Here is a 26,222-nt window from a genome sequence, read left to right as displayed (position 1 = left end):
TCCCCGGTCGGCGTTACGTTCGGGGCTAAACCTGGAAGTTCTCCGTTCTATTTATTACCGCCCTACGCAGCTTATGCTAGTAACCTGGTGGCGGTACATGGCATTGGCTTCGCGGGCATGTATCTGCTGCTGAAACGGCATGTCTTGCCGGAGCAGACCTGAGGCCTGACGCGGGTGGCCGTTGCATTTCTGTTTGCGCTTGTTCCTACTTACATCGTTCATGGCGTATCGGTTACTGGTCAGCCAATCCTGCTTTATTCATTCCTGAATCTGCTTACCCGAAAACAACCCAACTGGACCGACTGGCTGATCATTACGTTGTTTCCCTTTTATTCATTTTTCGTCTGGTCAGGCTTGTTCATCTGTATTGCGCTTGCCGTACCTGGTTTTGCGATCATGCTTAAGCGGAAACGGATCAACTGGTCTTATGTGGGTGGGCTTGTGCTGCTTTCGCTGCTGTTTCTGGCCAGCGAATGGCAGATGATCTACTCGTTCCTGGCCAAAACGTATAGCTCTCAACGTACGGAATACGATTACGCCCGACTCCTGCCGCTTACCATCGCGGACAGCTTCCGCAAAACATTCGACTTGTTTACCCGAACGTATTACCATAGCGGCTCCTTTTCAACACTTTGGATATTGGCCGTCGTTGGATTTACAACGTTGCGCAGCCATTGATCAAGCGGTTACACGCTCAGGCGCGGGTTAGTTGTGGGTGTGGGTATAACGTTGCCGATCTGCTTGCTCAGCGGTTTTTATCGATTCCCGGCCGTGTGGTCAGGTAAAGGCGGCCCGCTACAAGTTTTCCCGTTCGACCGGTTCTATTTTCTGTTGCCGCTATTGTGGTTTTATCTGTTCAGCCTGTCGCTGCGGGCGTATAAGTCCAACAGTTTTTTGAACCGGCTCTTTCTAATTGGGCAGTTCATGGTCATGCTTATGGCGAACCACAGATGGGCAATCAATATCGGAAAGATGACAGGCCAGGTAAGTGATGAAGAATATCCGTCTTACCGGGCCTTCTATGCACCTGATTTGTTCAGCAAGGTACGGGATTACATCGGTCGCCCGCAGGCTGCGTATCGGATAGTAAGCGTAGGTATGCATCCGGCCGTTGCGCTGTACAAGGGTTTCTATACGCTCGACAGCTACCAAAACAATTATCTGGTTTCCTACAAGCATTCGTTCCGCCGGGTGATCGCCCGTGAACTCATCAAAGCACGCGCAATTGTAACCTACTACGACGCCTACGGTTGCCGTTGCTATACGTATTCCGCCGAACTAGGGATATCGCCAGAAAGCGCTTTTTGCGGAAAACACAAAAAACGGAGCCTTACTAAATTGGCTCTTGATGCAGTAGCGCTTCAATCGCTTGGCGGTCGATACGTCTTATCGGCCGTTCCTATTCGCAACGCTATCGAAAACAAACTTCGATTACGCAAAGAGTTTGACGACCCAGCCAGCTACTGGCGTAGCTGGCTGGGTCTACGAGATCATGAACTCAGCAACAAAACGCCCGATCCTTTATCCTTTCTTGTAATGCTGGCGGGCGAACCGCATAAACGTATCGGCTAGTCCTCCGCCAACCCCTTGTAGTTGAATCGAATAAAAGTCGCGCTGAATGGTGAGTGCCTGAACATCAACTATTTTTAGCGCCCCTAGCCGTAATTCATCCTGCACGGCAAACACGGATATAAACGCCATACAACGCGAATTACTCAGGTACGACTTAATGCCTTCGGTGCTGCCTAAGTGCATTTCTACGGTCAGGTCAGTTAGTCGAAGTCCTACACCACGCAGGGCGTGTTCTACGACTTCAAGGGAACCCGAGCCCCGTTCACGCAATACGATCGGCACTACCCGTAGTTCATCGAGCGTAATCTCGTCCCGATCGGCCAATGGGTGATCAGCCCGGCAAACCAGCACCAGTTCGTCTTTCACAAATGGCGTATAGCGGATGTCGCTGTGATGAGTTCGTCCTTCTACAAGGCCCAGGTCGATGTCGTCGTTGAGGAGTCGCTGCTCAATCTGTTCCGTGTTTCCGCTTACCAGGGAAATAGCCACGTCGGCCGATTGTTCATGAAAACGCGCCAGCACGGGCGGGATTACGTACTGTGCGATCGTTGAACTGGCTCCAAGCCGCAGAGTACCGCCGGGTTGGCCTTTGAGCGCGTTCATATCGAACTCCAATTGGCGGTACGTTGCCATAATTGCTTCGGCATGACGCAGCAGTATGCTACCCGCCACAGTCAGACTGATCTGATTACCACGTCGATCGAACAGAGCCGTACCGAAATGATGCTCAAGTTCCTGAATATGCTTCGTTACCGCAGGCTGCGTCACAAACAATTCGGCGGCCGCTTTGGTAAAGCTTAGCCGCTTGGCAACCGTGTAAAAAACGTTCAGGCGAAAGTCGAGCATAAATGAATGGGGTTACGTGCAAATAAACGCATTAAAAGTATACCCCACTTACCGAAGCGCCTACCGCTCCTTCGGGCGCTTATACAACGGCACGGTGCTGCAGGGCTCGCCGAACAGCAGGCTTTGTGTAACCGGGCGCAACACTCGCGTTAGTTCAACGTAAGCCGCCGTAGGTACGGGGACTTTAGAGCATCCCTTCACCACCACCCGAGCGTCTTTATAATCAGCGGGGTTTATGCGGGCGATGGCATCGAAATACAGCTTCTCTTCCAGGTCAGCCAGGGTGCCAAAAACGATCATATTAGCGTAAGGCTCCAGCTGAATGGTGAGCAGCATATACGCCCAGGTTGGAACGATTGCGTCTTCGGAACAGGTTAACGCTACGTTCTTGCCCGCGTACTGGCTCCAGTCGTACTCTTTCAGGAACGCGCGGAAGTCTTTCTCCTTTAAGATCAACCCCATGAACAGGTTATCTTTCAGGTCGTACACAACCCGCTCGCCGGGGTGATAGTACTCTTCCAGATCGAGCGTAATGAGGCCGCTGTTGGCCACCCGGTTAACGATTTCGGCTTCCATATACTCAATAGATTAAGGCTCATAGTCTGTCCTTATCCGCTATTCATACTACATTAACCATTCGCCGATAGTTCGCTTAAAAAGGCAACAGGCAGGTCGGTAATTTTTGTTACTTTTGTTCTTATATCTAATAACGAACCGTCCTTAAACGATTGGCCAATGAAATTTATCGTTTCCTCGTCCGTCTTACTCAAAAACCTTCAGAATATTAACGGCGTCGTGGCGACCAACCCGATTGTGCCGATTCTCGAAAACTTCCTGTTCCGCATAGAGGACGGTACCCTTACCGTAACCGCGTCGGACCTGCAAACGACTATGACCACGGAGATTCCGGTCGAAGCGAGCGAAAATGGGGCTATTGCAATTCCCGCCAAACTCCTGCTGGATACGCTGCGTAGTCTGCCGGAACAACCCGTAACGGTGAACATCGATACCGATACGTTCGGTACTGAAATCCTGACCGATAACGGCCGCTACAAACTCTCGGGCGAGAACCCCATCGACTTTCCGAAACTGCCGACGGTTAACAAAAACATATCGGTCGAAATGTCGTCCGACGTTCTGCTCGGAGCCATTAATAACACTGTTTTTGCCACCAGCACCGACGATCTGCGTCCGGCTATGACGGGTGTATACCTGCAATTGACTGATGACAATGCAACGTTTGTGGCAACGGATGGGCACCGGCTTATCCGCTACCGCCGGACTGATCTTGGTTCATCGGCCAGTACGTCGATCATCATTCCGCGTAAGGCACTGCAATTGCTGAAGGCTTCTCTGCCCGAAAACACGCCCGTAACGGCGGAATTCAGCCAGGCAAATGCCTCCTTTACGTTCGGACCTACGCAACTCATCTGCCGCCTGATCGACGAGCGCTTCCCCGACTACGAAAACGCCATTCCGACGAACAATCCGAACGTAATGACCATTGGCCGGACGGATCTGCTTAACTCACTCAAGCGGATTATGATCTACGCCAACCGGACCACCCACCAGATTCGTCTGTCCCTGAAAGCCAACTCGCTCACGATCTCGGCCGAAGACCTGGACTATTCCAACGAAGCGAACGAAAAACTCTTGTGCGACTACGATGGTGACGCAATGGAAATTGGCTTCAACGCCAAGCTGATGGCTGAGGTTTTAAGCAATCTGAGCGCTAAAATGATAACCCTTGAACTATCGGCGCCGAACCGGGCAGGGCTGCTTATTCCAGCCGATAAAGAGGAAAACGAAGACATCCTCATGCTGGTGATGCCGGTCATGCTGAATACATACGCATAAATCAGGATGAAAGGTAGGAAAGGGATGAAAGGGAGAAGGCCAAATGGCGACTTCCTTTTATCCCTTTCTTACGTATATTCCTTTTTCCCTTTCTATGAAACAACGTACTGCCCCGGCCCTGATCTTTATCTTCATAACACTTCTCATTGATGTTACGGGGTTAGGGATTATTATTCCGGTTTTCCCAAAACTAATTGAGCAGCTCATTGACGGCAACATCAGCCAGGCGGCCAGTTACGGTGGCTGGCTGACGTTTTCGTATGCGGCCATGCAGTTCGTTTTCTCACCCATTCTGGGCGGGCTAAGCGACCGGTTCGGGCGGAGGCCAGTGCTGTTGTTTTCACTCTTTGGGTTCGGGCTCGATTATATCCTGCAGGGGTTTGCACCGAGCATTGGCTGGTTATTCGTAGGACGTATGCTGGCGGGCGTAACGGGGGCCAGCTTTACAACCGCCACTGCCTACATTGCCGATATTAGCACACCAGAGAAGCGCGCACAGAATTTTGGGCTCGTTGGTGCTGCATTTGGCGTGGGGTTTATTCTGGGGCCAGCCTTGGGTGGTTTTCTGGGCCAGTATAGTCCACGCATGCCGTTTTTCGTGGCTGCGGGCTTAACCATGCTCAATTTTCTGTATGGGTTGCTAATTCTTCCTGAGTCGCTGGCCCCCGAAAATCGTCGGCCGTTTAACTGGCGACGGGCTAATCCCGTTGGCTCGCTGATGCGGCTCGGCAAATACCCGGTGATCCTGGGCTTAGTGGCCTCACTGGTGCTTATCTACATCGCTGGGTTTGCCGTACAGGGTACCTGGACGTTCTACACCATGGAGAAATTCAAGTGGGACGAGAAGACGGTCGGGTTGTCGCTAGCCGCCATTGGGTTGTCATTTGCGATTGTGCAGGGTGGTCTAAGTCGACTGATTATTCCAAAACTTGGCCAACAACGATCCGTTTACGTCGGCTTGCTGTTTAGTGCCTTAGGATTTGCCTTATTCGCTCTGGCGAATCAAAGTTGGATGATGTTTGCCTTCATGGGTGTTTACGCCTTAGGGGGTATTGCCGGACCATCCGTTCAGGGTATTATTTCTAATCAAGTTCCTTCAAACGAGCAAGGCGAACTACAGGGTGCTTTAACGAGTCTGACCAGCACAACGGCCATTTTCGGACCGCTCATTATGACTAACCTGTTCTCGTTTTTTACGAGCCCCAGCGCACCAGTTTATTTACCTGGTGCGCCCTACCTCCTGGCCTCCGTTCTGACAATTGTCAGCGCTATTCTGGCTCGTCGGGGATTTCGTAAGCCCCGGTTTGTTGATTCTCTACCCGCCAGTCAGGTTCCGGCGGGCGAAGCCTGAAGCGCAAACACAATATTAAATTTAAGCACCATATCATCTTCCGTTTTAAGGCCCATCAACGAAGGTCGTTCGATGCTATGGTCCGACATTTTAATCGGAAACTCGCCGGTTAGCGTCATTTTCCCACCTGCCTCTTTACGGGTAGCCTGCAACGTAACCGGTTTAGCAACACCATGAAAGGTTAAGATTCCTTTAGCGGTCAGCGCACCATTATCGCCTGCTTTTACCTCGGAGCTAACGAACGTTACGTTTGGGTATTTTAGTCCCTCCAACACCTCAATCGCGTGCGAATCGCGGTTGTTGTTCTGGCTGTCAAACGAGGCCACTTTAATAGAGACCGCCACCGTTTCGGGCTGCTTCGTTTCATCGTTGTAGATCATGGCGCAGTTGACATCCCGGCTAACGCCCTCCCAGTTATGAAGCGGGTGCTTAGCTGCATACGTAACGGTCGACACGCTCTTGTCGGCCATTAATTTTCGCTTGGCTAACGGCTTGCTAAAGGCACAAAGAATCGAGATGGCTACCAGGCAGCCATAAAAGGTTGTCTTTTTCATAAAGCTAGAACGTTAAGGCAATGATTGAAGCCGCGTAGGCCCCGAACGTAGTGTAGGCGGCTGCCCGATGATACGGCTTTAAAGTAAAATCCTTCTCAATCATGTGCGCCAGCACATTGGTAGCTACCATTCCGGTCAGGTGAACAACGGCCAGGTACTTATGCAGCTTGATCGACGTAAACCCGCGCTTGGCCCCGACTACCGGGGGTGGAGCGGTTAACGATAACGCCAGCGTTGTTCCATACGAGATGTTGATGAACGTAGCAGTTCGTTCGTGCCAGCGTCGCGTATCCACGTACTCCTGTCCCTGCGCTTTGTAGAGCTTAGCTCCCAGCAAACCCTGGGTAATAAAACCAGCCAGCGTAATGAACCCACCGATCTGATGGGCAACCAGCATGGTCCGACGAATTTTCAACTCTTTCGCGCGACCTTCTGCCGTCAGTGGAGCAATGTTCGTGGTACGTAACAAGCCTTTAGGACCCCAGAAAGCGCGCTGCGTAAAAATCATTTTGTGAGGCAGAAGCGGCTGTGTTTCAGTGGGGTCAGATAACCCCGCCAGCAGATCAGCACCCGTTGTATCAGTTCCGACCGGTGTCGTATCTGCCAAACTAATGGCCTGGTCCGAGATTGAGCTAAGCGTCGTGTCAGCAGGACCATTGTAGCCGTAGGTACTTATGCTCATGACCAGCAGTCCTAAGAACCAACTTACTTTTCTTCTCATGTGATGTGCTGACAAATACCGTATGACAAATGAAGGATGGCTTTTCAATTTTTATTCCGTGATCTGCAGCTTATTCCCGTCGGCGCTAAGGGTTGCCTTATATAGTTTCATGGCTCTGGCTGCGGGCCCGGTCTGAACGCTCCCGTCTGTTTTAAAAACGGACCCGTGGGTGCTGCAATTAAAATTATCGTCGCTTAACTGGTAGGATATGGTGTCGAAACCTTCGTGCGTGCAAAGCCGCTGAATAGCTACGTACTTATTGCCCTTTGTGTTGGCGACCAGCACACTGCCTACTTTTACGAACTTCCCTTCGGATTTTAAGGTGCTGAAATCAGCATTCGTCAAGTCCAGCGTAAAGTTTACGGCCCCTTTCGACGTATCGGCATTGCCCGTTAAACCCGTTGACGTTACGGGAGTAGTGGTGCCGTTGGTTGAGCCGCCGGGAGCCGGGTCATGACTGCTGGAACAGGACGTCAGCGTGCCCATGCAATAAAATGACATTAAGGCTGCACTGCTTAAGCCCAGGCTGCGAAGAAATTCACCCCGTTTTATCAGGTCGGTAGTCAGGTTAGTTTTCATCGTTATATTTCGTGTAGTTACATTGATTAAGACGCTGAACAGGCGTTTAAATGCCTGGAAAGAAATTTTCAGAGTTTATAACGAATGGAGAAAAAGGCTCCCGTACTCAGCAGATTGAGTTTATAATAGCCAATCTTCTTTAAAGGCATTTTTAGAAATGGCTCAATCTGCCAGGACAAGCGTCGGCTGAACGTTCGTTCGTAGCCCGCCGAGAGGTTTAACTGACTAAACTTATAGTCTCCAGTGTTGCCATGCCATCCCCTCCTGTCCGGATAAATGTGGGGATTATTCGGATCAGCATATTCATAGTCATAATCTTCCTGCCGCATGATATAGCTCGTTGCGCCCCCACTTACAAACCACCGGTTCACGCCCTGACCGTTTGGCGCGGGACGTAACAGTAGGTCATATCGCAGATTAATGGGAATATCAATCATATTGCATCGTCCGCTAACGCCTTCTGGCTGCACCTGCCAGTTTGCGGTGTATGCAGGCAGGTCATAATAATCCGTCGACGCTCTATACACTTTTGTACTACGCAGCACTCCAACCTGAACGCTCCAGCGGGATGCCAGCCGATATTCCAGCATCATACCAACGTTGGTGCCCGGCCGGGTGAAGTCATGCAACCCAATCGTACTTAAATCCGGCGATACCACGAACCGAACGCTCAATCCTTTCTGGAATGGCGGGTTTTGAGCACTTATGCGACGCAGAGTATCGGGCTGAACCGTTACGTCCCGGCCGACTGCCAGCACCGGTTTGGACCAAAAGCCGGGTTTAGCCCGAAGTTCCGTCAGCGCGGGCAACTCAACCGGATTCGCCTGATCGGAAACGGGCGGTAACTGATTGTTTCCCGTTTCTGAGCCGACATCTACAAACTTCAACTCCGTCTTACCGGGTTTTTGCCGACGTTTTTTAACCGACGAACCTTCATTAGCTTCGTAACGAGTACCCGAAAAAAGAGAACTGCCCGTATACGTGATTGAGGTCATCCCTTGTTTATTCTGGCGGTTAACTTTCTGCAGCGAAAAACGGCGGCTGTTACGTTGCGAGCCGGTTGCCCCCGAACCAGATACAGCAGTTAAGCGCGAACGGCTGGTCCGGTTGGCTTTTACCACCCCATACGTCGGCGCTGCGCCTTTTGTTGCAGAGACCTCAACTGGTTTACCAGTAGTTGACGACATTGGCAATGGAGCAGCGTCATCGGCAATGGGTAACGTCTTTCCGTTCGTGCGCGGCTCTTTCGTGGCTTCGGTTTGCTCGGGCGTCATCCGTGCCGATTCATCCCCCGTCTTCTCGGGTGTTACGTCGGTTACCCGCTTCTGCCTGCGCGTAAGCACTCGCTCATTAGGTGTTGCAGTTGCGACCCTGCTATTGACCGTAACTTCCTGCTTAGTTACAGCTGACGATGCCACTGGCTGACGTTGGTTATACGCCAGCCAGATTATACCGGTCAGAAGCAGCACTAAAACGGGTAATCCTAAGCGGAGTAAGTACTTCGAAATCGGTGATTGCCGCGGTCTGGTCGCATCATGGGCGTCTAACCGACTTTCCATGGCCTGCCAGGCTGCCGGGTCAAATGGGGGATCGAACTCTTCAGCCGACTTTCTGAAGAGGCCGTCCAATTGGTCATCGGTTAGCTCTTGCATACTCATCGTAGTTTATCTGCTTCAGTAACAAGCGTAGATTCTCCCGCGCCCGGGCCAGGTTCGACTTCGACGCGCCCACCGAAATTCCAAGTTGCCCAGCAATTTCTTCGTGCGTGAATCCATCCATGACATATAAGTTAAAAACCAGCCGATAGGCAGGCGACAGCCGCTGAATGAGCAGCAGCAGATCTTCGTGCGCTAACTGGCTATACGCATCGGCCGACTCCGAGACTACGGTATGTTCGGCCTGGGCAACGTCTTCGTGGTTATGATGTTTTACTTCCTGCCGATAATGATCCACAGCCGCGTTGATCAGGATGCGTCGAAGCCAGCCTTTGAAGGGTTGGGCCGGATCGTACTGATCAAGCCGGGTAAACACCTTCAGAAACCCATCGTTCAACACCTCCAGCGCACCTTCCCGGGTGGGTGCGTAACGCAGACAAACGCTCATTGCATAGCTGTAAAATTGCCGATAAAGTAGCTCCTGACTCTGTCGATGGTTGCGCAAACAACCAGCCAGTAGATCGGGCAAGGCCTGTATGTTCGGAGCGTTAGCCATTCTTAAGTTGGATAATTATCTGCAATAAAGCCAAAGCGTCGGCTCTTCAATCAAAACGGCACGCATTCACTTTTACAACCTCATAACCTTGATGAACGAGACTCCTGGCTTAATTCGGCGCTGCGGGCGACGTAGTATTGACCACCGGCCAAACACCCGGCCGCGGAAAACTTACGCCTTTCGTATTCCCCCGCTCCGTATCGTTTCCGAAATAATAAAGTGGCCATCCTTTGTAACTAAGCTGCGCTTTTCCGACGGCATTGGTGGCAGTGGTAAAGTCAGCCCGGTTAAGCACAGATGGAATTTCGCCTAGATTCGATGCCGACAACTCGAATAGCGGCCAGGTACCATTGTTACTCATATCGGCTTTCGTGTACGTGTTCTTATCCTTTTTATCGGGAGCGAACGCGTACAGGGTTCGGCCCAGGCTATCGGTTAAAAATAAGGAGTTGCCCGTACCTTCTTTTGTATCGAACAGATAATTTTTTCCGTCATTCCCGACCAGCTGCCGCGATGCCATCATCAACGTGTAATTGGGCTTCGCCACCATCCAGACGTTATTGACTTTGTCACCGCTTACGTCACCCGCTTTGGCATCGTTTACGTAATAGTAGAGTGGCCACCCTTTAAATGTTGTCTGTTTGCTGCCGTCGGTTCGGGTAATTGTAGCAAAATCACTGGCTTTTAGTCCCGCGCTAAGGCGTGGCGTTTCTTTGTAGAATACTGGCCATACGTCTTTGCAGCCCCCAGTGCAGTTAGCCTGACCGGCAACATCACTCGCAAAAAAATAAAGCGTTTTCCCGTTCTCCCCGGTAAGCACTTTACCCACCGACGTAGTAGCCAGACCGATGTCATCGGTAGGTAGGGCTGGATTGTCTTCCTTACAAGCCAGCGTAACCACGGTCAGCATGGCCGACGCGAGTACCAGGCGACTTTTTGCAGCGAATGAATTCATTGTATCAACTGTGTTAGAGGTTAGAAACTGAACAGTTGAACCGGTTCATTCAGCAATACGGACGCTTGTCAGCAAGGGTTGCGTAACCGAAAAATTTATTTTTTATTCTTTGTCGGCCCGCCGATCCGCCCGGATTTCCGGAATCGTATCGGAGTCAATCAACCCCAGGCTGGCCGCGTGTTCGGCCGCAGCCACCGTATCCGTCACCAGCAACATCGGAACATTGGCCGCTTCCGTGACTCGGATCAGTTCTCGTACCGACTCATCGCGCGTATCGGGTGATACGTCCCGGATATAAATAGCACGTATACGTCCCGGATTTTCGCGTACCACTTGGGTGTAGATTTCGGGGTCCTGCTGGCCGCTGTCGCCGATAAGCACAAACGGCAGTTGCGGATTTACATCCAGCACTTTCCGGATCATGGACAGCTTGTGCGTGTGGTGCGATTGCGAACTTAACAGTTTTACATCCAGTCCAAGGTCGCGCAACAGAATCGGACCTTTAGGAATACCCTGAATCCGGAAAAAGTCAACTAGCAAATCATATAGATTCCAGGGGCTGCTCGATACGAAGTAGATCGGGTTAAACAACGTAGTAACCGGACCACTCTGCAACGCCCGGTAGAAAGCCGCTACGCCCGCAAACGGTAACCGCGTATACGCATTTCCCAGAAACGTTAGCCGGGCCGTTTGCAGCAGACTCGTTGCGCCCGTAACCAGCACCGTATCGTCGATGTCGGATATAATCCCGAACTGGCTGAATGACGGTGAAACCATTAAATATCCATCTTTGATCACCGGCTCCTGCGTAGTGGGCTGAACGATACCATCCAGCGAATAACGGACCGGAAACCAGACTCGGCCGGGCGGTAAGTCATTTGGGGGATTAATGGTCACCTCAAAATACCCTTCTTCGTCTGTAACAGCCGTGTGCGCCTGACCGAAGGCCTCTATACGTACCGTTACCCCCGCCACTTCATCGCTCTCGAAGCGCTGGTAGGTAGCTAATAAATTTTGCCAGAACGTATCGTTGTCGGAGGGTGTACTCAGGTCTTTCTCACGTAACACCCGACCTTTTAACCATACCGCCGTTGGACTGCCAAACCCGCGGTAATAAACAATCTTGTAGGGCTTGGCTGCGTCAAGCCGGCCAAAGAGCCGATTTTTAAGTCGATCAAACTGAACTTCGGCATCCGCGGATGCATTTATCAAAAATTCTTTCCAGGTAGCCATTACGTAGTAAAGAGTTCACAGTCGACAACTCCGTACGTCACCCAAAGGTTAGTCTAAGCGAGTGATACGGTATTTTATTACGTCAGAAACCAGAACTTGCCCAAAGCGGCCCGACTACGTTCAGCCAGCTATAAGTTTGTGGAGCGCCGAAGCGGTGGTAACTTGCGGCCAAATTTACGGTTAGTGTTTAATCACTCGATCAACACTGACAAATCACAAGTAAAATTATGAGCAAGCAAATTGTTTATACAGACCAAGCCCCCGCGCCGATCGGGCCGTACAGCCAGGCCGTTATGGTCAATGTCCGGGACGCCGGCTCGATGCTTTTTGTCTCCGGGCAAGTAGCCATTGACTTAGCGCCACAGGGCGATATTCAGGCCGAAACCCAACAGGTGATGGAAAACATTGGCGCTATTCTAAAGGCGGCCGGGTTAGACTACTCGAACATTGTCAAGAGCAGCATTTTCGTCAAAGACATGAACAATTTTGCGGCTATCAACGAAGTATATGGCCGTTTTTTCACGTCTGAACCACCCGCCCGCGAAACCGTAGAAGTCGCCCGCCTGCCCAAAGACGTTAACGTTGAAATTTCAGTTATAGCAGTTCAATAAAGAGTGAATGAGTGAATGAGCGAAAGAGTGCCTGGATATAACACACTCTTTTATTCCGCTTCGACGGGGCGCTTCGCTCTTTCACTCTTTCGCTCTTTCGCTCTTTAAAATTTATGTCAACTCCTGTTCGCGTTCGTTTTGCGCCTAGCCCGACTGGCCCGCTTCACATTGGTGGCGTACGAACCGCCTTATACAATTACTTCTTCGCCCGGAAAATGGGCGGTCAGATGCTGCTACGGATCGAAGACACGGACCAAAACCGCTTCGTACCGGGTGCCGAAGACTACATTCTGGAAGCTCTGAACTGGGTCGGTATTCAGATCGACGAAGGCCAGGGTGTCGGTGGTCCGCACGCGCCGTACCGTCAGTCAGAACGCAAAGATATTTACCAGAAAGAAGCCGAGCGTCTGGTTGCTGAAGGCAAAGCCTATTACGCGTTCGATACGGCCGATGAACTGGACGCCATGCGTAAGCGGCTCGAAGAAGCGAATGCACCAGCCGCCCAGTACAATTCTATCACACGGATGCAGATGCGTAACTCGCTTACGATGAAGCCCGACGACGTGAAGGCTCGGATGGATGCGGGTGAACCGTATGTGATCCGGTTGAAAACACCCCGCAAAGAAGAAGTTCGGCTGAACGACCTCATTCGCGGCTGGGTGAACGTGCATTCGTCGGCCATTGACGACAAGGTTCTGTTGAAGTCGGACGGCTTACCAACGTATCATTTAGCGAACATCGTCGACGATCACCTGATGGGCATTACCCATGTTATTCGGGGTGAAGAATGGCTTCCATCGGCTCCGCTGCACGTGTTATTGTACCGGTATTTAGGTTGGGAAGACACTATGCCACAGTTTGCCCATCTGCCCCTGCTGTTGAAGCCCGAAGGCAATGGTAAGCTGAGCAAGCGCGACGCCGACCTCGGCGGTTTCCCAATCTTCCCGCTTCAATGGACAGACCCCATAACGGGACAAGTCGCCAAGGGATTCCGGGAAGATGGTTATCTACCCGAAGCAACCGTTAATTTCCTGGCTCTGTTAGGCTGGAACCCCGGCACCGAGCAGGAACTGTTCACGATGGACGAACTGATTGCCAGCTTCGACATTGCGCAGGTTCACAAGGCCGGAGCCCGGTTCGATATTCAGAAGGCGCAGTGGTTCAACCACCAGTACATCCGTCAACGGCCCGATGCCGAATTAGCGCCAACCGTGCAGCAACAAGCCGAAGCCGCTGGCTTTGCCTGCCCAATTGATAAGGCTGAGAAGATCGTTGCTTTATTAAAAGGCCGCGTCAACTTCGCTCGCGAAATATTTACCGAAGCAGGTACCATCTTCAATGCCCCTGTTACCTACGACGAAACCATTGTTGCCGCCAAATGGAACGACGATGCCGTACGCGCGGTAACCGCCTTCCATGATGCCTTACAAGGTTTTGAAGGTGAGTTTGTGGCCGACTCGATCAAACATTCTTTGTCCGATGCCATGCAACAGGCAGGTATTAAGCAGGGAAAAATCATGCAGGCCATGCGCTTAGCCCTCACCGGCTCCGGTGCCGGACCAGACCTTATGCTCACGATGGAAATCATTGGCAAAGACGAAACCATCAGCCGCCTGTCGAAAGCATTGGCAACGCTGAAAGTAAGCGCATAGCCTTGGGTATTCTAGTGCCGTTTAATATCTTAAGTTGGGATAAAACGGCACTAGAAGTCTACCTCCTGATTAGTTAATCGATATTATTCCCCAAAATGGAAGTTGTAAGTATGCTGATATCAGCAATTAACTTCAATACATTAGCAACCATGCCGGAGTAATAAGGTGAATTTGCGACTTTATGTATGCTGTTTGTTAGTCCATAAAGTGCTTCAAAGTCTGGGTTTCGTACGCTTTGTCGCATGAACCAACGAATCAGGCTGACAAGGCTTGGTGACAATCAGAATAGCTCTAACTGTGCCTTTAATTTTGGTAGTCTTGGAAATGTAGGGTGGAACGTACCTATAATAACGAATGGATTAGGCGCGACAAAATGGTATTGCTTTGTTGTCCCTAAGAAGAAGTATAAATCTTTTGTCTTAGCGAAGTCGTCAAAATACTTTTGTTTAACTTTCTCACAAGCCACTTTTTCATCCGTAGCATAACGCCAAAACAGCGCACCAACTTCCCAATCTTCAATCATCATAGTTCGACGTTTACCATCAACGTCTTCAAAAACATAACTAAATTTATAGGGTAATTTACGCACTACATTGCCACTATTTCCTTGCTCAAATAGATTTAATTGCTGCATTCTGGCAATTTTTGCGTTATCCCATTCCCTTTCTACTTCCTCCCAAATGAAGTCAATAATTTTAGTTGGCTTGAATACCGCTAGCGAAGTACCTATTTGTTTGTCTTTCGCTTCTGCAATCAACAAACTCATATTATCGTACACTTTACTTAAAACAGTTCCTTTACGTTCTGCCCAGTCATTATCAGTCTCAACTTTTCTAATTCGTTGAGGCTCGGCATCTAAAGTGCGAGGACGAAAGCTTTCAGGGCGAAAATCCCCCTCGTTTTTCACCAAGTCGATTTCCACCCACTCATACTTTTTGTACTGGTTTTCGTAACCAAGTTTTCGAAATCGGATCGGGTATATTCTAATCCATTTTCCCTCTTCAGTGAAGCCAGCAGTGCAAACTAGCTCATCATATTTAGTCGAAATAGTTGGGTAAGTCTTAACTGCTATCAGAACTTTGGTCATGCTACTACAAGTGTACTAATTGGTGTTTCCATTCGGGTAACTCAGTGATCCCCTTAGATACCTTGCTTCTGTGGCACTGACAAGGCAAAGCTTCAAAACATGTTAGAGCTACACGGCCATATTTATCAATTAGCGACAATATACTATAAAGATTGTCTGTCTGATTAATTAAGTGTGTACTCTCAAAATCAGCAAACAAATTATCGTAATCTTTTTGGGTTTTAAGGTTCTGCCTTTTCTCAGAAGGGATTCCTAGACTCGGAACGTGAATGTATTTGATGTCAAGTGATGTACAGATGCTACTTAATGTGCTTTTCGAGAAACCAACTTTTTGGCTAATAGCGTTACGGCGTACATCACAAAGTACCTTTACGTTGTTGCGTATCAGCTTATTAAAGTACATTTCGATTGTAACGCCTTCGTAACCAATAGTGAAAAGTGTTTTCGAAGCATCAGTAGGTGCGTATTGCTGTACCTTTCTTAGTTCCTCTGCGCTCAATAGCTTTGAAGCTTTTTCGCTTCTTATTGCGTAATAAGGAAATTTAAGATACGTCGTTTTAATGAGTTGGTCTGTGCTGTAATTTTTATAAACTCGCGCTACGTGATTTATGTGAGATTTGTCATCGTTAGTTAACATACCTCGATAATCTTCAGCTTTTGCAATATGCCAACCAGTATCGGATTCAGAGACGACCCCGTATGCTTTCAAAGCCCTTAGGTCCCAACTTGATTGATAAGAATAACATCCGAATCGGTGCGGTACAAAATCAAATGATGGCTTGTTCTGCAACTTAGAGACTATCAATAATAGTTTCTGAAGGTCAGTCTTACCCAATTGGCCATCAAAGGCTTGCAAAAGTGCCAATAAAATTTTCCTACGGTAATACAGCATATTTGTAAAAGTAGCTAATTCTGTGCCGTTTTGAGTATGTTTTGCACCTTTGGGTGGTAAGTCAGTTCTTCAGCGACAGGAAGTAGATCACAAGGTAAACGCAAACAACCTAACCGTCCATGTGATGACACGAAGCAGCCAAGTAATAACTGACTATGGCATAGTACACAGTAGCCGACAAGTACATAGAATAAAGTAAACAGCTGACCTGTTTATGAGACCGGCTGGTCAAATCTAAGGGCATCTATTCCACTTGGCCGGTTGCCGAAAAATCCGTTACCTTTGGCCTACAACTTTAGGGGTGTCAGTTCCAGTGTCGGGCTGACTGAGAGAATACCCTTACCACCTGATGCAGTTCATACTGCCGTAGGGAAAAGTTAGCCTCGCTTACTGGCCTGCCAGATTGCGGTCTTTTCTCCCCTGAGGTTGTCGTATCTTCTTAACGCAGCCTATTATGACCGCAACAGCCCAATCGATCTGGAACGACATAGAGCAAATTCGTACCCAGTCGCCCCTCGTTCAAAGCATTACCAACTTCGTTGTTATGAACAACACGGCCAATGCCCTATTAGCCTTGGGTGCCTCCCCCGCTATGGTTCATGCCGAAGACGAAGTCGACGACTTCGTTGCCATTGCCAGTGCACTGGTCATAAACATCGGTACACTCGATCAGAACTTCGTAGCGGGCATGAAACGGGCCATGCGCAAAGCCCATGAACTAGGTAAGCCGATTATATTTGACCCCGTTGGTGTTGGTGCTACTAAGTACCGAAATGAGGTTAGCCGTGAACTACTAGCCCTGGCTGCTCCGACCATTATTCGGGGAAATGCGTCGGAGATTATGGCACTGGCCGGGTTAAGTGCACAAACGAAAGGCGTTGACAGTGTGCATGGTTCTTCGGCGGCACTCGACAGCGCCCGGCAACTCCACGCGGAGCTGGGTAGCATTGTGGTTGTTAGCGGAGCAGAGGATTATATCGTCGGAATCGATCAGGTAGCGACCGTAGCGAATGGTCACGCCATAATGACCAAAGTAACGGGCATGGGCTGTACCGCAACGGCGTTGACCGCTGCCTTTGCCGCCGTGAACACCGATTATTTCCAGGCAGCTGTGCACAGTATGGCGGTTATGGGCATTGCGGGCGAACTAGCCGCGCAACATTCGCCCGGCCCAGGTAGTCTACAGCTGAATTTTCTGGATACGCTCTATCAGTTGACGCAGCAGAATGTATCTGCGAACCTCAAACTGGGTCAGCTATGAGCGATGCCGTGTATTTAGTGACCGATAGTGTCATCTGTCAGCAGGCAGGTCATACCGTGCCCTTTGTTGTGGAAGAAGCCTGCCGGGCGGGTGTTCGCTGGATTCAGTTGCGGGAGAAAGCCATGACGACCCGATCGTTTATTGAGCTAGGCACTACGCTTAAAACGATTACGCAGCGTTATGGTGCTCAGTTAATTATTAACGACCGCGTTGATGTGGCACTGGCGGTTGATGCGGATGGTGTACACATCGGTCAGGCCGATATGCCGTATCCACTGGTTCGCTCGCTGCTTGGGCCGGACAAGATCATTGGTTTATCCATCAATAGTGCAGCGGAGGTGCTTGCCGCGCAGAGCTACGACGCCATCGACTACCTGGGTGTCGCTACCATCTTCGCTACCGGTACCAAACTCGATACGGTTAGTCTGCTGGGCCTTCCTGGTTTACAAGACCTCTGTAAGCACACCCAACTGCCGACGTTTGCGATTGGCGGCATCAACGTCACAAATATCCAGCCGGTTATGCAGACCGGCGTTACGGGTGTAGCTGTCGTGTCTGCCATTTGCGGCCAGGCTTCCCCCTACGAAGCCGCCTGCGAACTCATTCAATTAACTCAATTCGATGAAAACATACACCCGAGTGCTCACGATTGCCGGCTCTGATAGTGGTGGTGGTGCCGGTATTCAGGCCGACTTAAAAACCTTTTCTGCCCTGGGATGCTATGGGCTTTCGGTCATTACAGCCTTGACGGCGCAAAACACGCTGGGCGTAAGCGGTATTCATTCGGTACCACCTGCTTTCGTAGCCGAGCAGCTTAAAGCCGTACTGAGCGACATTGGCGTTGATGCTGTCAAAATCGGGATGCTTCACTCGCCGGATGTTATTCGCGTTATTGCTGATACATTGATGGAGTTTGGTGTACAGACAATCGTAATTGATCCGGTTATGGTGGCTACCAGTGGCGACAAGCTCTTACAGGACGAAGCCATCGACGCCCTGAAAACGTCTTTGCTACCCTTGGCAATGCTAATCACGCCGAACCTTCCGGAAGCCAGTGTCTTGCTGGATCGTTCCCTCAATACGTTTGCGGATTTACAGCAGGCAGCCGCCGACCTTGGCCGTCAGTACCCTGGGGCAATTCTGCTGAAGGGCGGGCATTTACACGACGCGGAGAGCACGGATTTGCTGTATATCTCTCCTGACGAGCAGATTCTGTTTCCGACGAAACGTATTGATACGCCTAATTCGCACGGTACGGGCTGTACACTCTCATCAGCTATCGCGGCAGGTTTGGCCAAGGGTTTATCCCTGCATGAAGCCGCTGACCAGGCGAAAACGTATCTGACCGGTGCGTTAAAGGCCGGTGTCGTTTACAAGCTAGGTCATGGCCACGGCCCAGTTCACCATTTCTTTTCCACCTGGCCCTAAACAATCATGCGTTTCACCGATCAACTCTGGCAGCAGATCATACCTTTGTATGAAACGACCGTATCGCACGCCTTTGTGCAGGAACTCGCTGCCGGTACGCTGCCTGCATCTAAGTTTCAGTACTATATCCAGCAGGACGCCCTCTATCTGACTGATTTCAGCCGGGCACTGGCGCAGTTGGCGGTTAAAGCATCAACACCTGCCGATATTTTAGCCTTCGCCGAGTTTGCCGCTAATGCGATTCGGGTCGAACGTGTTCTTCACGAGACGTACTTTGCCCTTTACAACATTCAACCTGAAACTGAAAAAAAACCCGCCTGCTTTGCTTATACTAATTTTTTGCTGGCTATGACAGCGACTCAGTCGTTGGCGGTGGGAGCAGCCGCCGTGCTTCCCTGTTTCTGGATTTACCGGGAAGTTGGCAAATACATTTACGGCCAAGCTCATCCACAGAATCCTTACCAGGCCTGGATTGATACCTACGCCGGTGACGCCTTCGATCAGGCCGTTAACCAAATGCTCGACCTTACCGAACGGCTAGCGAGTGAAGCGAGTCCAGCCGAGCGCGAAAAAATGCAAACGGCCTTCGTCCAATCAAGCCGCCTGGAGTGGTCTTTCTGGAACGACGCGTACCAGCTAACTAACTGGCTGGTTTAAGATGGGTTGTACATAAAAAGCTGGCGCACTGCCTGTTAATCCATTACGTTGATCAGGCCGAATCAACAATTACCAGCTGGTTTGTTCAGTGAAACCGTCTCACCTCAAAGGGCTCTCAATTATTTGGGTAGATAAATAGTGCACTTCAGTAAGATAGAGTCGAAATTTACAGACACGTTTTCATGTACTTAATACACCCGATACATTAGAAACGGTCACTGACCGCTTGATGTACCCATTCCGAATGACGAACATTCTCCTCCTTAAAATGACGCTCATGCCGACCATCATAGCCTTGGTCACGCTGGCGATTCGGAGGTGGGGCAACAAAATTGGGGGACTAATCGGCAGTATGCCCTGGGTAGCCGGGGCGATTTTGCTGTTCTTCATTCTTGAACAGGGTAAAGCCTTTGGCATTCATTCGATTCAAGGGACAATGACGGGTATTTTAGCCTTAATCAGCTTCTGCTTCAGCTACTCCGTTTTTGCCCGAAAGTTCAGTTGGTTACCGACGCTCTTACTGTCATACGGCTTGTATATCGCCACAGCGCTAACTTTCAATTATTTACAACTCAGTTTATATTTGAGCTACGCGCTTGTGATTGCGTATGTCTTGCTGACTTTGTGGCTCTTCCCTAAGCCGTCGGATCAATCCATAAAAGCCCGGCGTTTACCATTCGATATTCCAATACGTATGGTTGTCGCTACTTTATTTGTGCTGGTTATTACTGGCCTCGCCAGCGTATTAGGTCCGGGCTGGAGCGGTATCTTAACGCCCTTTCCTATCCTAACTTCGGTTCTGGCTATTTTTTCGCACACACTTCAGGGGAGTAATGCCACTATCGCAACCCTGCGCGGACTCGTGATCGGTTTACTCGGCTTCACTACGTTCCTATTCCTGCAGGCCTTTCTATTACCGCTGTTTTCGGTTGGCGTATCCTTCGGGATCGCTTTCGTTGTAAACTCTATCATCAACGTAATTGCCAACCGGGTGTGGTAGCACTTACAAATCGCCAACACACTCCGAATTGTCACGAAACATGTTACCGGCCGACGTTGTTAAAATGGCTACTGTCCATTTTCAAAATTGCGCTTACCTGTACGTTTGCTTACCCCATAGACCGCTTAATCATGGCTAAGAAAAAAACGAACCCCGACGAAAACGAAAAGCCACGTGTTCATAAAGAACTCGAAGGCTTCGATATTCAGATAAACTCCTTTGGTGAGATTACCACGAGTTTCGATATAGACAAGATCAATCAGTTTCTGAACAAGACAGTTGACGATAAGAAACTGCGCCATCGAACGGACCTGAACCTCAAAGGTGAGCCCAACCCCGACGATACTGATGAAGAGTCGACGGATGAGGAACGGCTGTTTGATGAATCAGACAACGATCTGCCTGACGATGTTAATTCACGCTAAGCGAGAAATTCATGTTTCCTCGTTTGACTCACGTAGAAGCTCACGAAAAATACAATCTAAGATTGCGTTTTGATGACGGTACTCAGGGAGTCATCGATCTGTCAGCACTAGTCGGGAAAGGCGTGTTTTCAGCATGGGATGATGGCAATCTTTTCCTGTGTCCATTTATTAGCGAAACGGGGGCCATAGCTTGGAATGAGTGGCTCGATATTGATGCCAACAATGCCTACTTAACGTTGAAAAAATGACTTTTGACGAATGGAAGCATAACAAGCTTTTACATGCCTCAGATTAGCCGATTCTTCGGGATTATTATCGCGATGTATTATGTGATCATAATCCGCCCCATTTTCACGCCAAATACGGTGACAGCGAATGCCTCATTAGCATCAATGACTTAAGTCTGCTTGAAGGTAAGCTATCGTCTAGAGCCTTAGGCATGGTCATTGAAAGGACTATAATGCATCAGGAGGAGCTATTGCTGAATTGGGAATTGGCAAAGAATTTAAAACCACTCAATATTATTGAACCCCTTAGCTAGTTCCAAGCCTTTTTACCCGACCTGCCAAAACGCCCGGTCGGGCTTTTTTTGTGCCGTTTGTACGAAAAACAGCCAGGCAAATCGCCTGAAATACGTAGTTTCGAACATCGAACACAACTTATTTCCTAGCTAAAACTACGTATGTACTCCCACGAAATCGACTACAAAATCATTGGTGAAGACATCCAGATTGTAGAGATCGAACTTGACCCGCACGAAACGGTCATTGCCGAAGCGGGCTCGATGCTCTTTATGGAAGATGGCATTGAGTTTGAAACGAAAATGGGCGATGGTTCGCAGCCAAACCAGGGCTTTATGGGGAAACTGCTCCAGGCTGGCACACGTGTGCTAACCGGTGAATCGCTGTTTATGACCCACTTCACTAACCGGGGCGCGGGCAAAAAGAAGGTAGCCTTCGCAGCTCCCTATCCAGGCACAGTGATGCCGATCAACCTGGCCAACACGTACGGCAATACGTTGATTGTGCAAAAAGACGCGTTTCTGTGCGCAGCCCTCGGAACCAAGTTGAGCATTCAGTTCAATCAGCGCCTTGGTTCAGGTTTTTTCGGAGGAGAAGGTTTCATTTTGGAGAAACTACAGGGCGATGGCATGGCGTTTATTCACGCGGGCGGTGTGGTAATTGAGCGCACCTTAAACAACGAAATGCTACGTGTCGACACGGGCTGCGTGGTCGGTTTTGAACCAAGTATCAACTTTGATATTCAGCGGTCAGGTGGCCTTAAAAGCATGATTTTCGGTGGTGAAGGCTTATTCGTCGCTACGTTACGTGGCTCGGGTAAGGTCTGGATTCAGTCGATGCCAATCTCTAAACTCGTACAGCGCCTGGCTCCCTACAGTGCCCAATCGCACAAGGAAGGCGGCTCAGTAATCGGGAAGTTAGGTAACCTGTTTGAAGATTAAGCGGGAATCTGTTCTGCCGAATAGCTGTTATCTTTGTCAGGATTTGGAGAGAACGAATTATGGAAGTCATTTGCACCAACGATAATTTTCCCGCGCCAGTACTGGCTTTCTACGCCGAGTTCGGTGTTCAGACGCCCAAGCGCGATCAACTGTACACAGTTCGTCAGGTTAAGCGCCACACAACCGGCGAGACGGGTGTGCTGCTGAACGAAATTCAGAACCCAGAAGTGCCCGTGAAGCATCCGGTTATGGGTGAGGTCTGGTTTGAACCGACATTTAACATTAACCGGTTTGCCACCTTACTCGGCCAGCCTGTTCGTCAGGAAGAGCTGGCTGACGTTAATGTATAAATCCATTGTATTCCGAAAGCAAGCCTGGCACCAAACTGCCGGGCTTTTTCGTTGTTTTGTAGCCTGACCGGGCTATCGAAAGAAATTAATGATAAAGCACTTATTTGTCCTTCTGATTGCGCTCTTATCAGCGGCCTGCGGAACCAGTTCATCCGAAAATTACACGCCCAAACCGAAGGGGTATCCACGCATCGACTTACCAACCCCGAAGTACACCTTACTTGAGCCGACGCATCCCTATCAGTTCGAGTACAATAGCATCGCCCGAATCTTACCCGATACGTTCGCCCGCTCGGAGCCGCACTGGATTTTTATCAACTATCCAGCCTATCATGCCAGCGTTCAACTAACGTACAAGCCCATTAATAACGACATGAATCGACTACGGGCAATACTCGAAGATTCTTATAAGCTGGCTGCTCGTCATAATATCAAAGCCTATTCAATTGAGCAACGAAAAATAAGGCTGAAATCGGGTCTGGAGGCTAGTGTTATTGATCTGACTGGCGAAGTGCCCAGTCAGGTGCAGTTTGTCACGACGGACTCAACCACTCATTTCCTACGGGGAGCCCTGTATTTTAACACGGCTACCCAAAACGATTCATTACAACCCGTTATTGACTATATTCGGAAAGACGTGCTGCACCTGCTGAATACGCTTAAATGGAGAAAATAACGGTCTCATTTGCCCGGTAATCACCTTATGAAAGTTTTCCTTATCCTTATCGCCTGTTTGTCAATCACGGCCGCTGTTGCACAAACGCAGAAGCCAGTTTCCAGACCCGCTGCACCCGCCAAAACGCCTGGCCAGATCATCTACGAACAAAATTGCCTTACCTGCCACCAGGTTAACGGCTCGGGCGTTCCCAACTTGAACCCTCCGCTACGTGGTACGGATTGGGTTGTAGGTGATAAAACCCGGCTTATCAATGTTCTTCTGAAAGGCCTGCAAGGTCAGGATATTGAAGGCGAACCCTACGACAATGCCATGCCATCCCACGACTTCCTCGGTGATCAGCAGATTGCCGACGTATTGACGTACATCCGCAGCAATTTTGGCAACAAAGCCTCAGCCATAACCGCCGACGAGGTAAAAGCCGTACGAGCTACCAAGTAGTTCGTCCAGTTAAATTAAGGTGAGTTATGAACAAATGGCTTTCCAAAACACCTAGGTCTGAATCACCCCAACGGAAAATGGCTTAGTGATTGGTGCGTGATTGGCAGCGGCTATTCCTTCTGAAAGAATTTGCCGGGTTTGAAGGGGATCGATTACGGCATCAATCCACAACCGGGCAGCTGCGTAGTACGGCGAAAGCTGTGTATTATACTGATCCGTTATCTTTTGCAGCAAGGCTTGCTCAGCTTCGGGCGTAATGATCTCTCCTTTTGCTTTGAGCGACGCGACCTGAATCTGAAGCAGGGTTTTAGCCGCCGAAGCGCCACTCATCACCGCCATCTGCGCCGTTGGCCAGGCCAGCATCAGGCGTGGGTCATACGCTTTTCCACACATGGCATAGTTACCGGCCCCGTACGAATTTCCAATAACGACCGTGAACTTAGGCACAACCGAATTGGCCATGGCGTTAACCATCTTTGCTCCGTCTTTGATGATGCCGCCCTGCTCAGCCCGGCTGCCAACCATAAATCCCGAAACGTCCTGCAAAAACACGAGTGGAATACGTTTCTGATTGCAGTTCATAATGAAGCGGGCAGCTTTGTCGGCAGCATCGCCATAGATAACCCCGCCCATTTGCATTTCGGTCGGCTGACCGGTACGTCCTTTCGCCTTCACCACCTTCCGCTGGTTCGCGACGATGCCCACCGCCCAACCGTCGATACGGCCGTAGCCACACAGCAGCGACTGGCCATAACCGGGTTTATACGCATCGAAAGCGGAGTTATCCACAAGTCTGTCCACAAGCTCCTGCATATCGTAGGGCTTTACACGGTCGGCCGGTAGAATCTGATAGATTTCTTCGGGATTTTTGGTAGGTAGGGCTGGCGTAATGCGATCGAAACCTGCCGTTTCGGTATGGCCCAGTTTGTCGAAAATGCGCTTGATGGCATCCAGGCAGGTTCTGTCATCCGGGTATTTGTTGTCGACCACACCCGAAATATCCGTGTGCGTCGAAGCGCCCCCGAGGGTTTCGGCATCGACATCTTCACCAATGGACGCTTTAACTAGATAGGGCCCCGCGAGGAAAATAGAACCGGTGCCTTCAACAATCAACGCTTCATCGGACATAATCGGCAGATAAGCACCACCAGCCACGCAGCTACCCATTATGGCGGCTACCTGCAAGATCCCCATCGCCGACATCTGCGCATTGTTCCGGAACGTACGGCCAAAGTGTTCTTTATCAGCGAACACCTCGTCCTGCAACGGCAGATACACACCGGCGCTGTCAACCAGATAAATAATAGGCAGGCGGTTCTCCATGGCAATTTCCTGCGCCCGAAGGTTCTTCTTCGCCGTAATCGGGAACCAGGCACCGGCCTTCACGGTGGCATCGTTGGCAACAATCACACTTTGCCGCCCCGATACGTATCCTATGCCAGCCACAACGCCACCCGATGGGCAACCACCGTGTTCGGCGTACATACCGTCGCCCACAAAAAGGCCAATTTCGGTAAATGGCCGGCCTTCGTCAATGAGGTAGTCAATACGTTCACGGGCGGTAAGTTTTCCTTTCTTATGCTGATCGTCGATACGTTTCGTGCCACCGCCCAGTTTGGTTTGGGCCGATCGGCGGTTTAATTCGTCAAGGAAGGGGACTATCGAATGAAGATTTTCTGTGGTCATGGGCGAGTTGATGAATTCAAGTAAACACAAACGGGCGACCTGCCGAGTCGCCCGCTAATAAAACGCAATTTTCTTCAGTATGTTAGCCAAAGGCTGTTGGCATTTTCAGGAAGCGGTGTTCACCGCCCGATCATACACTTTTTGTAACGCAGCCGTCAGCTCAATGCGTTGAATGCTAAACTGGCCTGCTGAGTCATTGGTTTGTTCCATTAACGTCCATTGACCGAGGTAAGTTCTTACGCCAAACCTCAACGGCTATCCGCTGCGAGTCGATCAAGACGTATTCCTGAAAAGAGGGAATGGCTCGATACCGCAGAAATTTTCGGCCATGGTCATAATCTTCCGTTCCCTCAGAAAGCACCTCGATGAGCACCGTTGGATTCAGCAGGTTGTCAAATTCGCCCGGTAAAAACTGCGGCTTCCCGCAGACGATGACCATATCCGGATACGTATACACAAACCTGTTTCGGGCAAATGCACCCGCATATCCGAAGAGAATGACTGGCAGGTACTATTGTCGAGTGATGCGCCAATCCAGACCGATAAATTCTCTTTAATGCAGTTGTGATTACGGGTCGCGCCTGCCATGGGGATTAGTTCGCCATTGAAAAACTCACTTTTGTCAAGGGCCTGCCGCTCTACCGCTAAATACTCCTCTGGGCTAATCACCCGTTATCCGACCGCTATCATATCTCAGGAAATTTGCTCGTATGAA

30 protein-coding genes, 1 pseudogene and 1 riboswitch are annotated in these 26,222 nt (G+C 50.0%); of the genes and pseudogenes, 17 read left to right on the top strand and 14 right to left on the bottom strand.

Annotated features, from left to right (window positions below; genetic code table 11):
* Positions 1 to 87 precede the first annotated feature (87 nt).
* Positions 88 to 1,572, top strand: a pseudogene (locus ACYVBJ_RS12195) (DUF6044 family protein).
* Here the strand turns inward: ACYVBJ_RS12195 and ACYVBJ_RS12190 are convergent.
* Positions 1,522 to 2,418: a LysR family transcriptional regulator gene (locus ACYVBJ_RS12190; RefSeq protein WP_460982574.1), complete on the bottom strand. Its 897-nt coding sequence runs from the start codon at positions 2,416 to 2,418 to the stop codon at positions 1,522 to 1,524. The pseudogene ACYVBJ_RS12195 and the gene ACYVBJ_RS12190 overlap by 51 nt on opposite strands.
* Positions 2,419 to 2,478: 60 nt before the next feature.
* On the bottom strand, positions 2,479 to 2,994 hold the full coding sequence (locus ACYVBJ_RS12185) for a DUF2480 family protein (RefSeq protein WP_460982573.1): 516 nt from the start codon (positions 2,992 to 2,994) through the stop codon (positions 2,479 to 2,481).
* 159 nt (positions 2,995 to 3,153) lie between these two features.
* Between ACYVBJ_RS12185 and dnaN the strand changes: the two genes are divergently transcribed.
* Both dnaN and ACYVBJ_RS12175 read left to right on the top strand, forming a co-directional pair.
* Positions 3,154 to 4,275 (top strand): DNA polymerase III subunit beta, encoded by a 1,122-nt coding sequence (gene dnaN / locus ACYVBJ_RS12180; protein WP_460982572.1) that lies wholly within the window; start codon positions 3,154 to 3,156, stop codon positions 4,273 to 4,275.
* A 94-nt stretch (positions 4,276 to 4,369) separates the two neighbouring features.
* Positions 4,370 to 5,626 carry a TCR/Tet family MFS transporter gene (locus ACYVBJ_RS12175; RefSeq protein WP_460982571.1) on the top strand — a complete coding sequence of 419 codons (1,257 nt, stop codon included), beginning with the start codon at positions 4,370 to 4,372 and terminating at the stop codon, positions 5,624 to 5,626.
* Here the strand turns inward: ACYVBJ_RS12175 and ACYVBJ_RS12170 are convergent.
* The 7 genes from ACYVBJ_RS12170 to ACYVBJ_RS12140 all read right to left on the bottom strand — a co-directional run bounded on the left by ACYVBJ_RS12170 (position 5,602) and on the right by ACYVBJ_RS12140 (position 11,879).
* Positions 5,602 to 6,180: a YceI family protein gene (locus ACYVBJ_RS12170; protein ID WP_460982570.1), complete on the bottom strand. Its 579-nt coding sequence runs from the start codon at positions 6,178 to 6,180 to the stop codon at positions 5,602 to 5,604. The two genes, ACYVBJ_RS12175 and ACYVBJ_RS12170, sit on opposite strands and share 25 nt — an antisense overlap.
* Positions 6,181 to 6,184: 4 nt before the next feature.
* Positions 6,185 to 6,901, bottom strand: coding sequence for a hypothetical protein (locus ACYVBJ_RS12165; RefSeq protein ID WP_460982569.1), 717 nt, complete (start codon positions 6,899 to 6,901; stop codon positions 6,185 to 6,187).
* A 51-nt stretch (positions 6,902 to 6,952) separates the two neighbouring features.
* Positions 6,953 to 7,480, bottom strand: a complete 528-nt coding sequence (locus ACYVBJ_RS12160; RefSeq protein WP_460982568.1) for a Rieske (2Fe-2S) protein — start codon at positions 7,478 to 7,480, stop codon at positions 6,953 to 6,955.
* A 68-nt stretch (positions 7,481 to 7,548) separates the two neighbouring features.
* On the bottom strand, positions 7,549 to 9,132 hold the full coding sequence (locus ACYVBJ_RS12155; RefSeq protein ID WP_460982567.1) for a porin family protein: 1,584 nt from the start codon (positions 9,130 to 9,132) through the stop codon (positions 7,549 to 7,551).
* A complete protein-coding gene (locus ACYVBJ_RS12150; RefSeq protein WP_460977940.1) occupies positions 9,113 to 9,691 on the bottom strand; it encodes an RNA polymerase sigma factor in 579 nt (192 codons plus the stop codon). The genes ACYVBJ_RS12155 and ACYVBJ_RS12150 overlap by 20 nt, the downstream gene beginning before the upstream one ends.
* A gap of 109 nt (positions 9,692 to 9,800) precedes the next feature.
* Positions 9,801 to 10,646: a hypothetical protein gene (locus ACYVBJ_RS12145; protein ID WP_460982566.1), complete on the bottom strand. Its 846-nt coding sequence runs from the start codon at positions 10,644 to 10,646 to the stop codon at positions 9,801 to 9,803.
* Positions 10,647 to 10,748: 102 nt separating this feature from the next.
* Positions 10,749 to 11,879 carry an App1 family protein gene (locus tag ACYVBJ_RS12140; RefSeq protein ID WP_460982565.1) on the bottom strand — a complete coding sequence of 377 codons (1,131 nt, stop codon included), beginning with the start codon at positions 11,877 to 11,879 and terminating at the stop codon, positions 10,749 to 10,751.
* Positions 11,880 to 12,106: 227 nt separating this feature from the next.
* Between ACYVBJ_RS12140 and ACYVBJ_RS12135 the strand changes: the two genes are divergently transcribed.
* A complete protein-coding gene (locus ACYVBJ_RS12135) occupies positions 12,107 to 12,490 on the top strand; it encodes a Rid family detoxifying hydrolase (RefSeq protein ID WP_460982564.1) in 384 nt (127 codons plus the stop codon).
* A gap of 113 nt (positions 12,491 to 12,603) precedes the next feature.
* Positions 12,604 to 14,142, top strand: a complete 1,539-nt coding sequence (gltX, locus tag ACYVBJ_RS12130; RefSeq protein ID WP_460982563.1) for a glutamate--tRNA ligase — start codon at positions 12,604 to 12,606, stop codon at positions 14,140 to 14,142.
* 280 nt (positions 14,143 to 14,422) lie between these two features.
* Here the strand turns inward: gltX and ACYVBJ_RS12125 are convergent, their stop codons facing one another.
* Both ACYVBJ_RS12125 and ACYVBJ_RS12120 read right to left on the bottom strand, forming a co-directional pair.
* On the bottom strand, positions 14,423 to 15,229 hold the full coding sequence (locus ACYVBJ_RS12125; protein WP_460982562.1) for a hypothetical protein: 807 nt from the start codon (positions 15,227 to 15,229) through the stop codon (positions 14,423 to 14,425).
* A gap of 4 nt (positions 15,230 to 15,233) precedes the next feature.
* Positions 15,234 to 16,121 (bottom strand): DUF488 domain-containing protein, encoded by an 888-nt coding sequence (locus tag ACYVBJ_RS12120; protein WP_460982561.1) that lies wholly within the window; start codon positions 16,119 to 16,121, stop codon positions 15,234 to 15,236.
* Between the two features lie 287 nt (positions 16,122 to 16,408).
* A riboswitch (TPP riboswitch) is annotated at positions 16,409 to 16,511 on the top strand.
* Positions 16,512 to 16,575: 64 nt separating this feature from the next.
* On the opposite strand from ACYVBJ_RS12120, the gene thiM reads away from it, so the two are divergent.
* The 12 genes from thiM (at position 16,576) to ACYVBJ_RS12060 (ending at position 23,821) form a co-directional block, all read left to right on the top strand.
* The gene (thiM, locus tag ACYVBJ_RS12115) at positions 16,576 to 17,382 is read left to right on the top strand and encodes a hydroxyethylthiazole kinase (RefSeq protein WP_460982560.1); all 807 of its coding nucleotides are present in this window, start codon (positions 16,576 to 16,578) and stop codon (positions 17,380 to 17,382) included.
* The gene (gene thiE / locus ACYVBJ_RS12110) at positions 17,379 to 18,044 is read left to right on the top strand and encodes a thiamine phosphate synthase (protein ID WP_460982559.1); all 666 of its coding nucleotides are present in this window, start codon (positions 17,379 to 17,381) and stop codon (positions 18,042 to 18,044) included. The genes thiM and thiE overlap by 4 nt, the downstream gene beginning before the upstream one ends.
* A complete protein-coding gene (thiD, locus tag ACYVBJ_RS12105; RefSeq protein ID WP_460982558.1) occupies positions 18,004 to 18,810 on the top strand; it encodes a bifunctional hydroxymethylpyrimidine kinase/phosphomethylpyrimidine kinase in 807 nt (268 codons plus the stop codon). Before thiE ends, thiD begins: the two co-directional genes overlap by 41 nt.
* 6 nt (positions 18,811 to 18,816) lie before the next feature.
* On the top strand, positions 18,817 to 19,467 hold the full coding sequence (tenA, locus tag ACYVBJ_RS12100) for a thiaminase II (protein WP_460982557.1): 651 nt from the start codon (positions 18,817 to 18,819) through the stop codon (positions 19,465 to 19,467).
* Positions 19,468 to 19,711: 244 nt separating this feature from the next.
* The gene (locus ACYVBJ_RS12095; RefSeq protein ID WP_460982556.1) at positions 19,712 to 20,467 is read left to right on the top strand and encodes a hypothetical protein; all 756 of its coding nucleotides are present in this window, start codon (positions 19,712 to 19,714) and stop codon (positions 20,465 to 20,467) included.
* 131 nt (positions 20,468 to 20,598) lie between these two features.
* Positions 20,599 to 20,892 carry a hypothetical protein gene (locus ACYVBJ_RS12090; protein WP_460982555.1) on the top strand — a complete coding sequence of 98 codons (294 nt, stop codon included), beginning with the start codon at positions 20,599 to 20,601 and terminating at the stop codon, positions 20,890 to 20,892.
* Between the two features lie 11 nt (positions 20,893 to 20,903).
* Positions 20,904 to 21,140, top strand: coding sequence for a DUF2442 domain-containing protein (locus tag ACYVBJ_RS12085; protein ID WP_460982554.1), 237 nt, complete (start codon positions 20,904 to 20,906; stop codon positions 21,138 to 21,140).
* Between the two features lie 50 nt (positions 21,141 to 21,190).
* On the top strand, positions 21,191 to 21,433 hold the full coding sequence (locus ACYVBJ_RS12080) for a DUF4160 domain-containing protein (protein ID WP_460982737.1): 243 nt from the start codon (positions 21,191 to 21,193) through the stop codon (positions 21,431 to 21,433).
* Positions 21,434 to 21,574: 141 nt separating this feature from the next.
* Positions 21,575 to 22,354: a TIGR00266 family protein gene (locus ACYVBJ_RS12075; RefSeq protein ID WP_460982553.1), complete on the top strand. Its 780-nt coding sequence runs from the start codon at positions 21,575 to 21,577 to the stop codon at positions 22,352 to 22,354.
* A 59-nt stretch (positions 22,355 to 22,413) separates the two neighbouring features.
* Positions 22,414 to 22,704: a hypothetical protein gene (locus ACYVBJ_RS12070; RefSeq protein ID WP_460982552.1), complete on the top strand. Its 291-nt coding sequence runs from the start codon at positions 22,414 to 22,416 to the stop codon at positions 22,702 to 22,704.
* 88 nt (positions 22,705 to 22,792) lie between these two features.
* Positions 22,793 to 23,380: a gliding motility lipoprotein GldD gene (gldD, locus tag ACYVBJ_RS12065; protein ID WP_460982551.1), complete on the top strand. Its 588-nt coding sequence runs from the start codon at positions 22,793 to 22,795 to the stop codon at positions 23,378 to 23,380.
* 27 nt (positions 23,381 to 23,407) lie between these two features.
* Positions 23,408 to 23,821: a c-type cytochrome gene (locus tag ACYVBJ_RS12060; protein ID WP_460982550.1), complete on the top strand. Its 414-nt coding sequence runs from the start codon at positions 23,408 to 23,410 to the stop codon at positions 23,819 to 23,821.
* A 51-nt stretch (positions 23,822 to 23,872) separates the two neighbouring features.
* Here the strand turns inward: ACYVBJ_RS12060 and ACYVBJ_RS12055 are convergent, their stop codons facing one another.
* The 3 genes from ACYVBJ_RS12055 to ACYVBJ_RS12045 form a co-directional block, all read right to left on the bottom strand.
* Positions 23,873 to 25,483: an acyl-CoA carboxylase subunit beta gene (locus ACYVBJ_RS12055; protein WP_460982736.1), complete on the bottom strand. Its 1,611-nt coding sequence runs from the start codon at positions 25,481 to 25,483 to the stop codon at positions 23,873 to 23,875.
* A gap of 217 nt (positions 25,484 to 25,700) precedes the next feature.
* A complete protein-coding gene (locus ACYVBJ_RS12050) occupies positions 25,701 to 25,946 on the bottom strand; it encodes a Uma2 family endonuclease (RefSeq protein WP_460982549.1) in 246 nt (81 codons plus the stop codon).
* Complete coding sequence (locus ACYVBJ_RS12045; RefSeq protein WP_460982548.1) at positions 25,889 to 26,176, bottom strand: Uma2 family endonuclease; 288 nt, start codon at positions 26,174 to 26,176, stop codon at positions 25,889 to 25,891. The genes ACYVBJ_RS12050 and ACYVBJ_RS12045 overlap by 58 nt, the downstream gene beginning before the upstream one ends.
* Positions 26,177 to 26,222: the final 46 nt, after the last annotated feature.

This window comes from Spirosoma fluminis, assembly GCF_054778895.1.
Note: the sequence above shows the minus strand (reverse complement) of the source record. Positions and strands in the feature narration are given on the sequence as shown.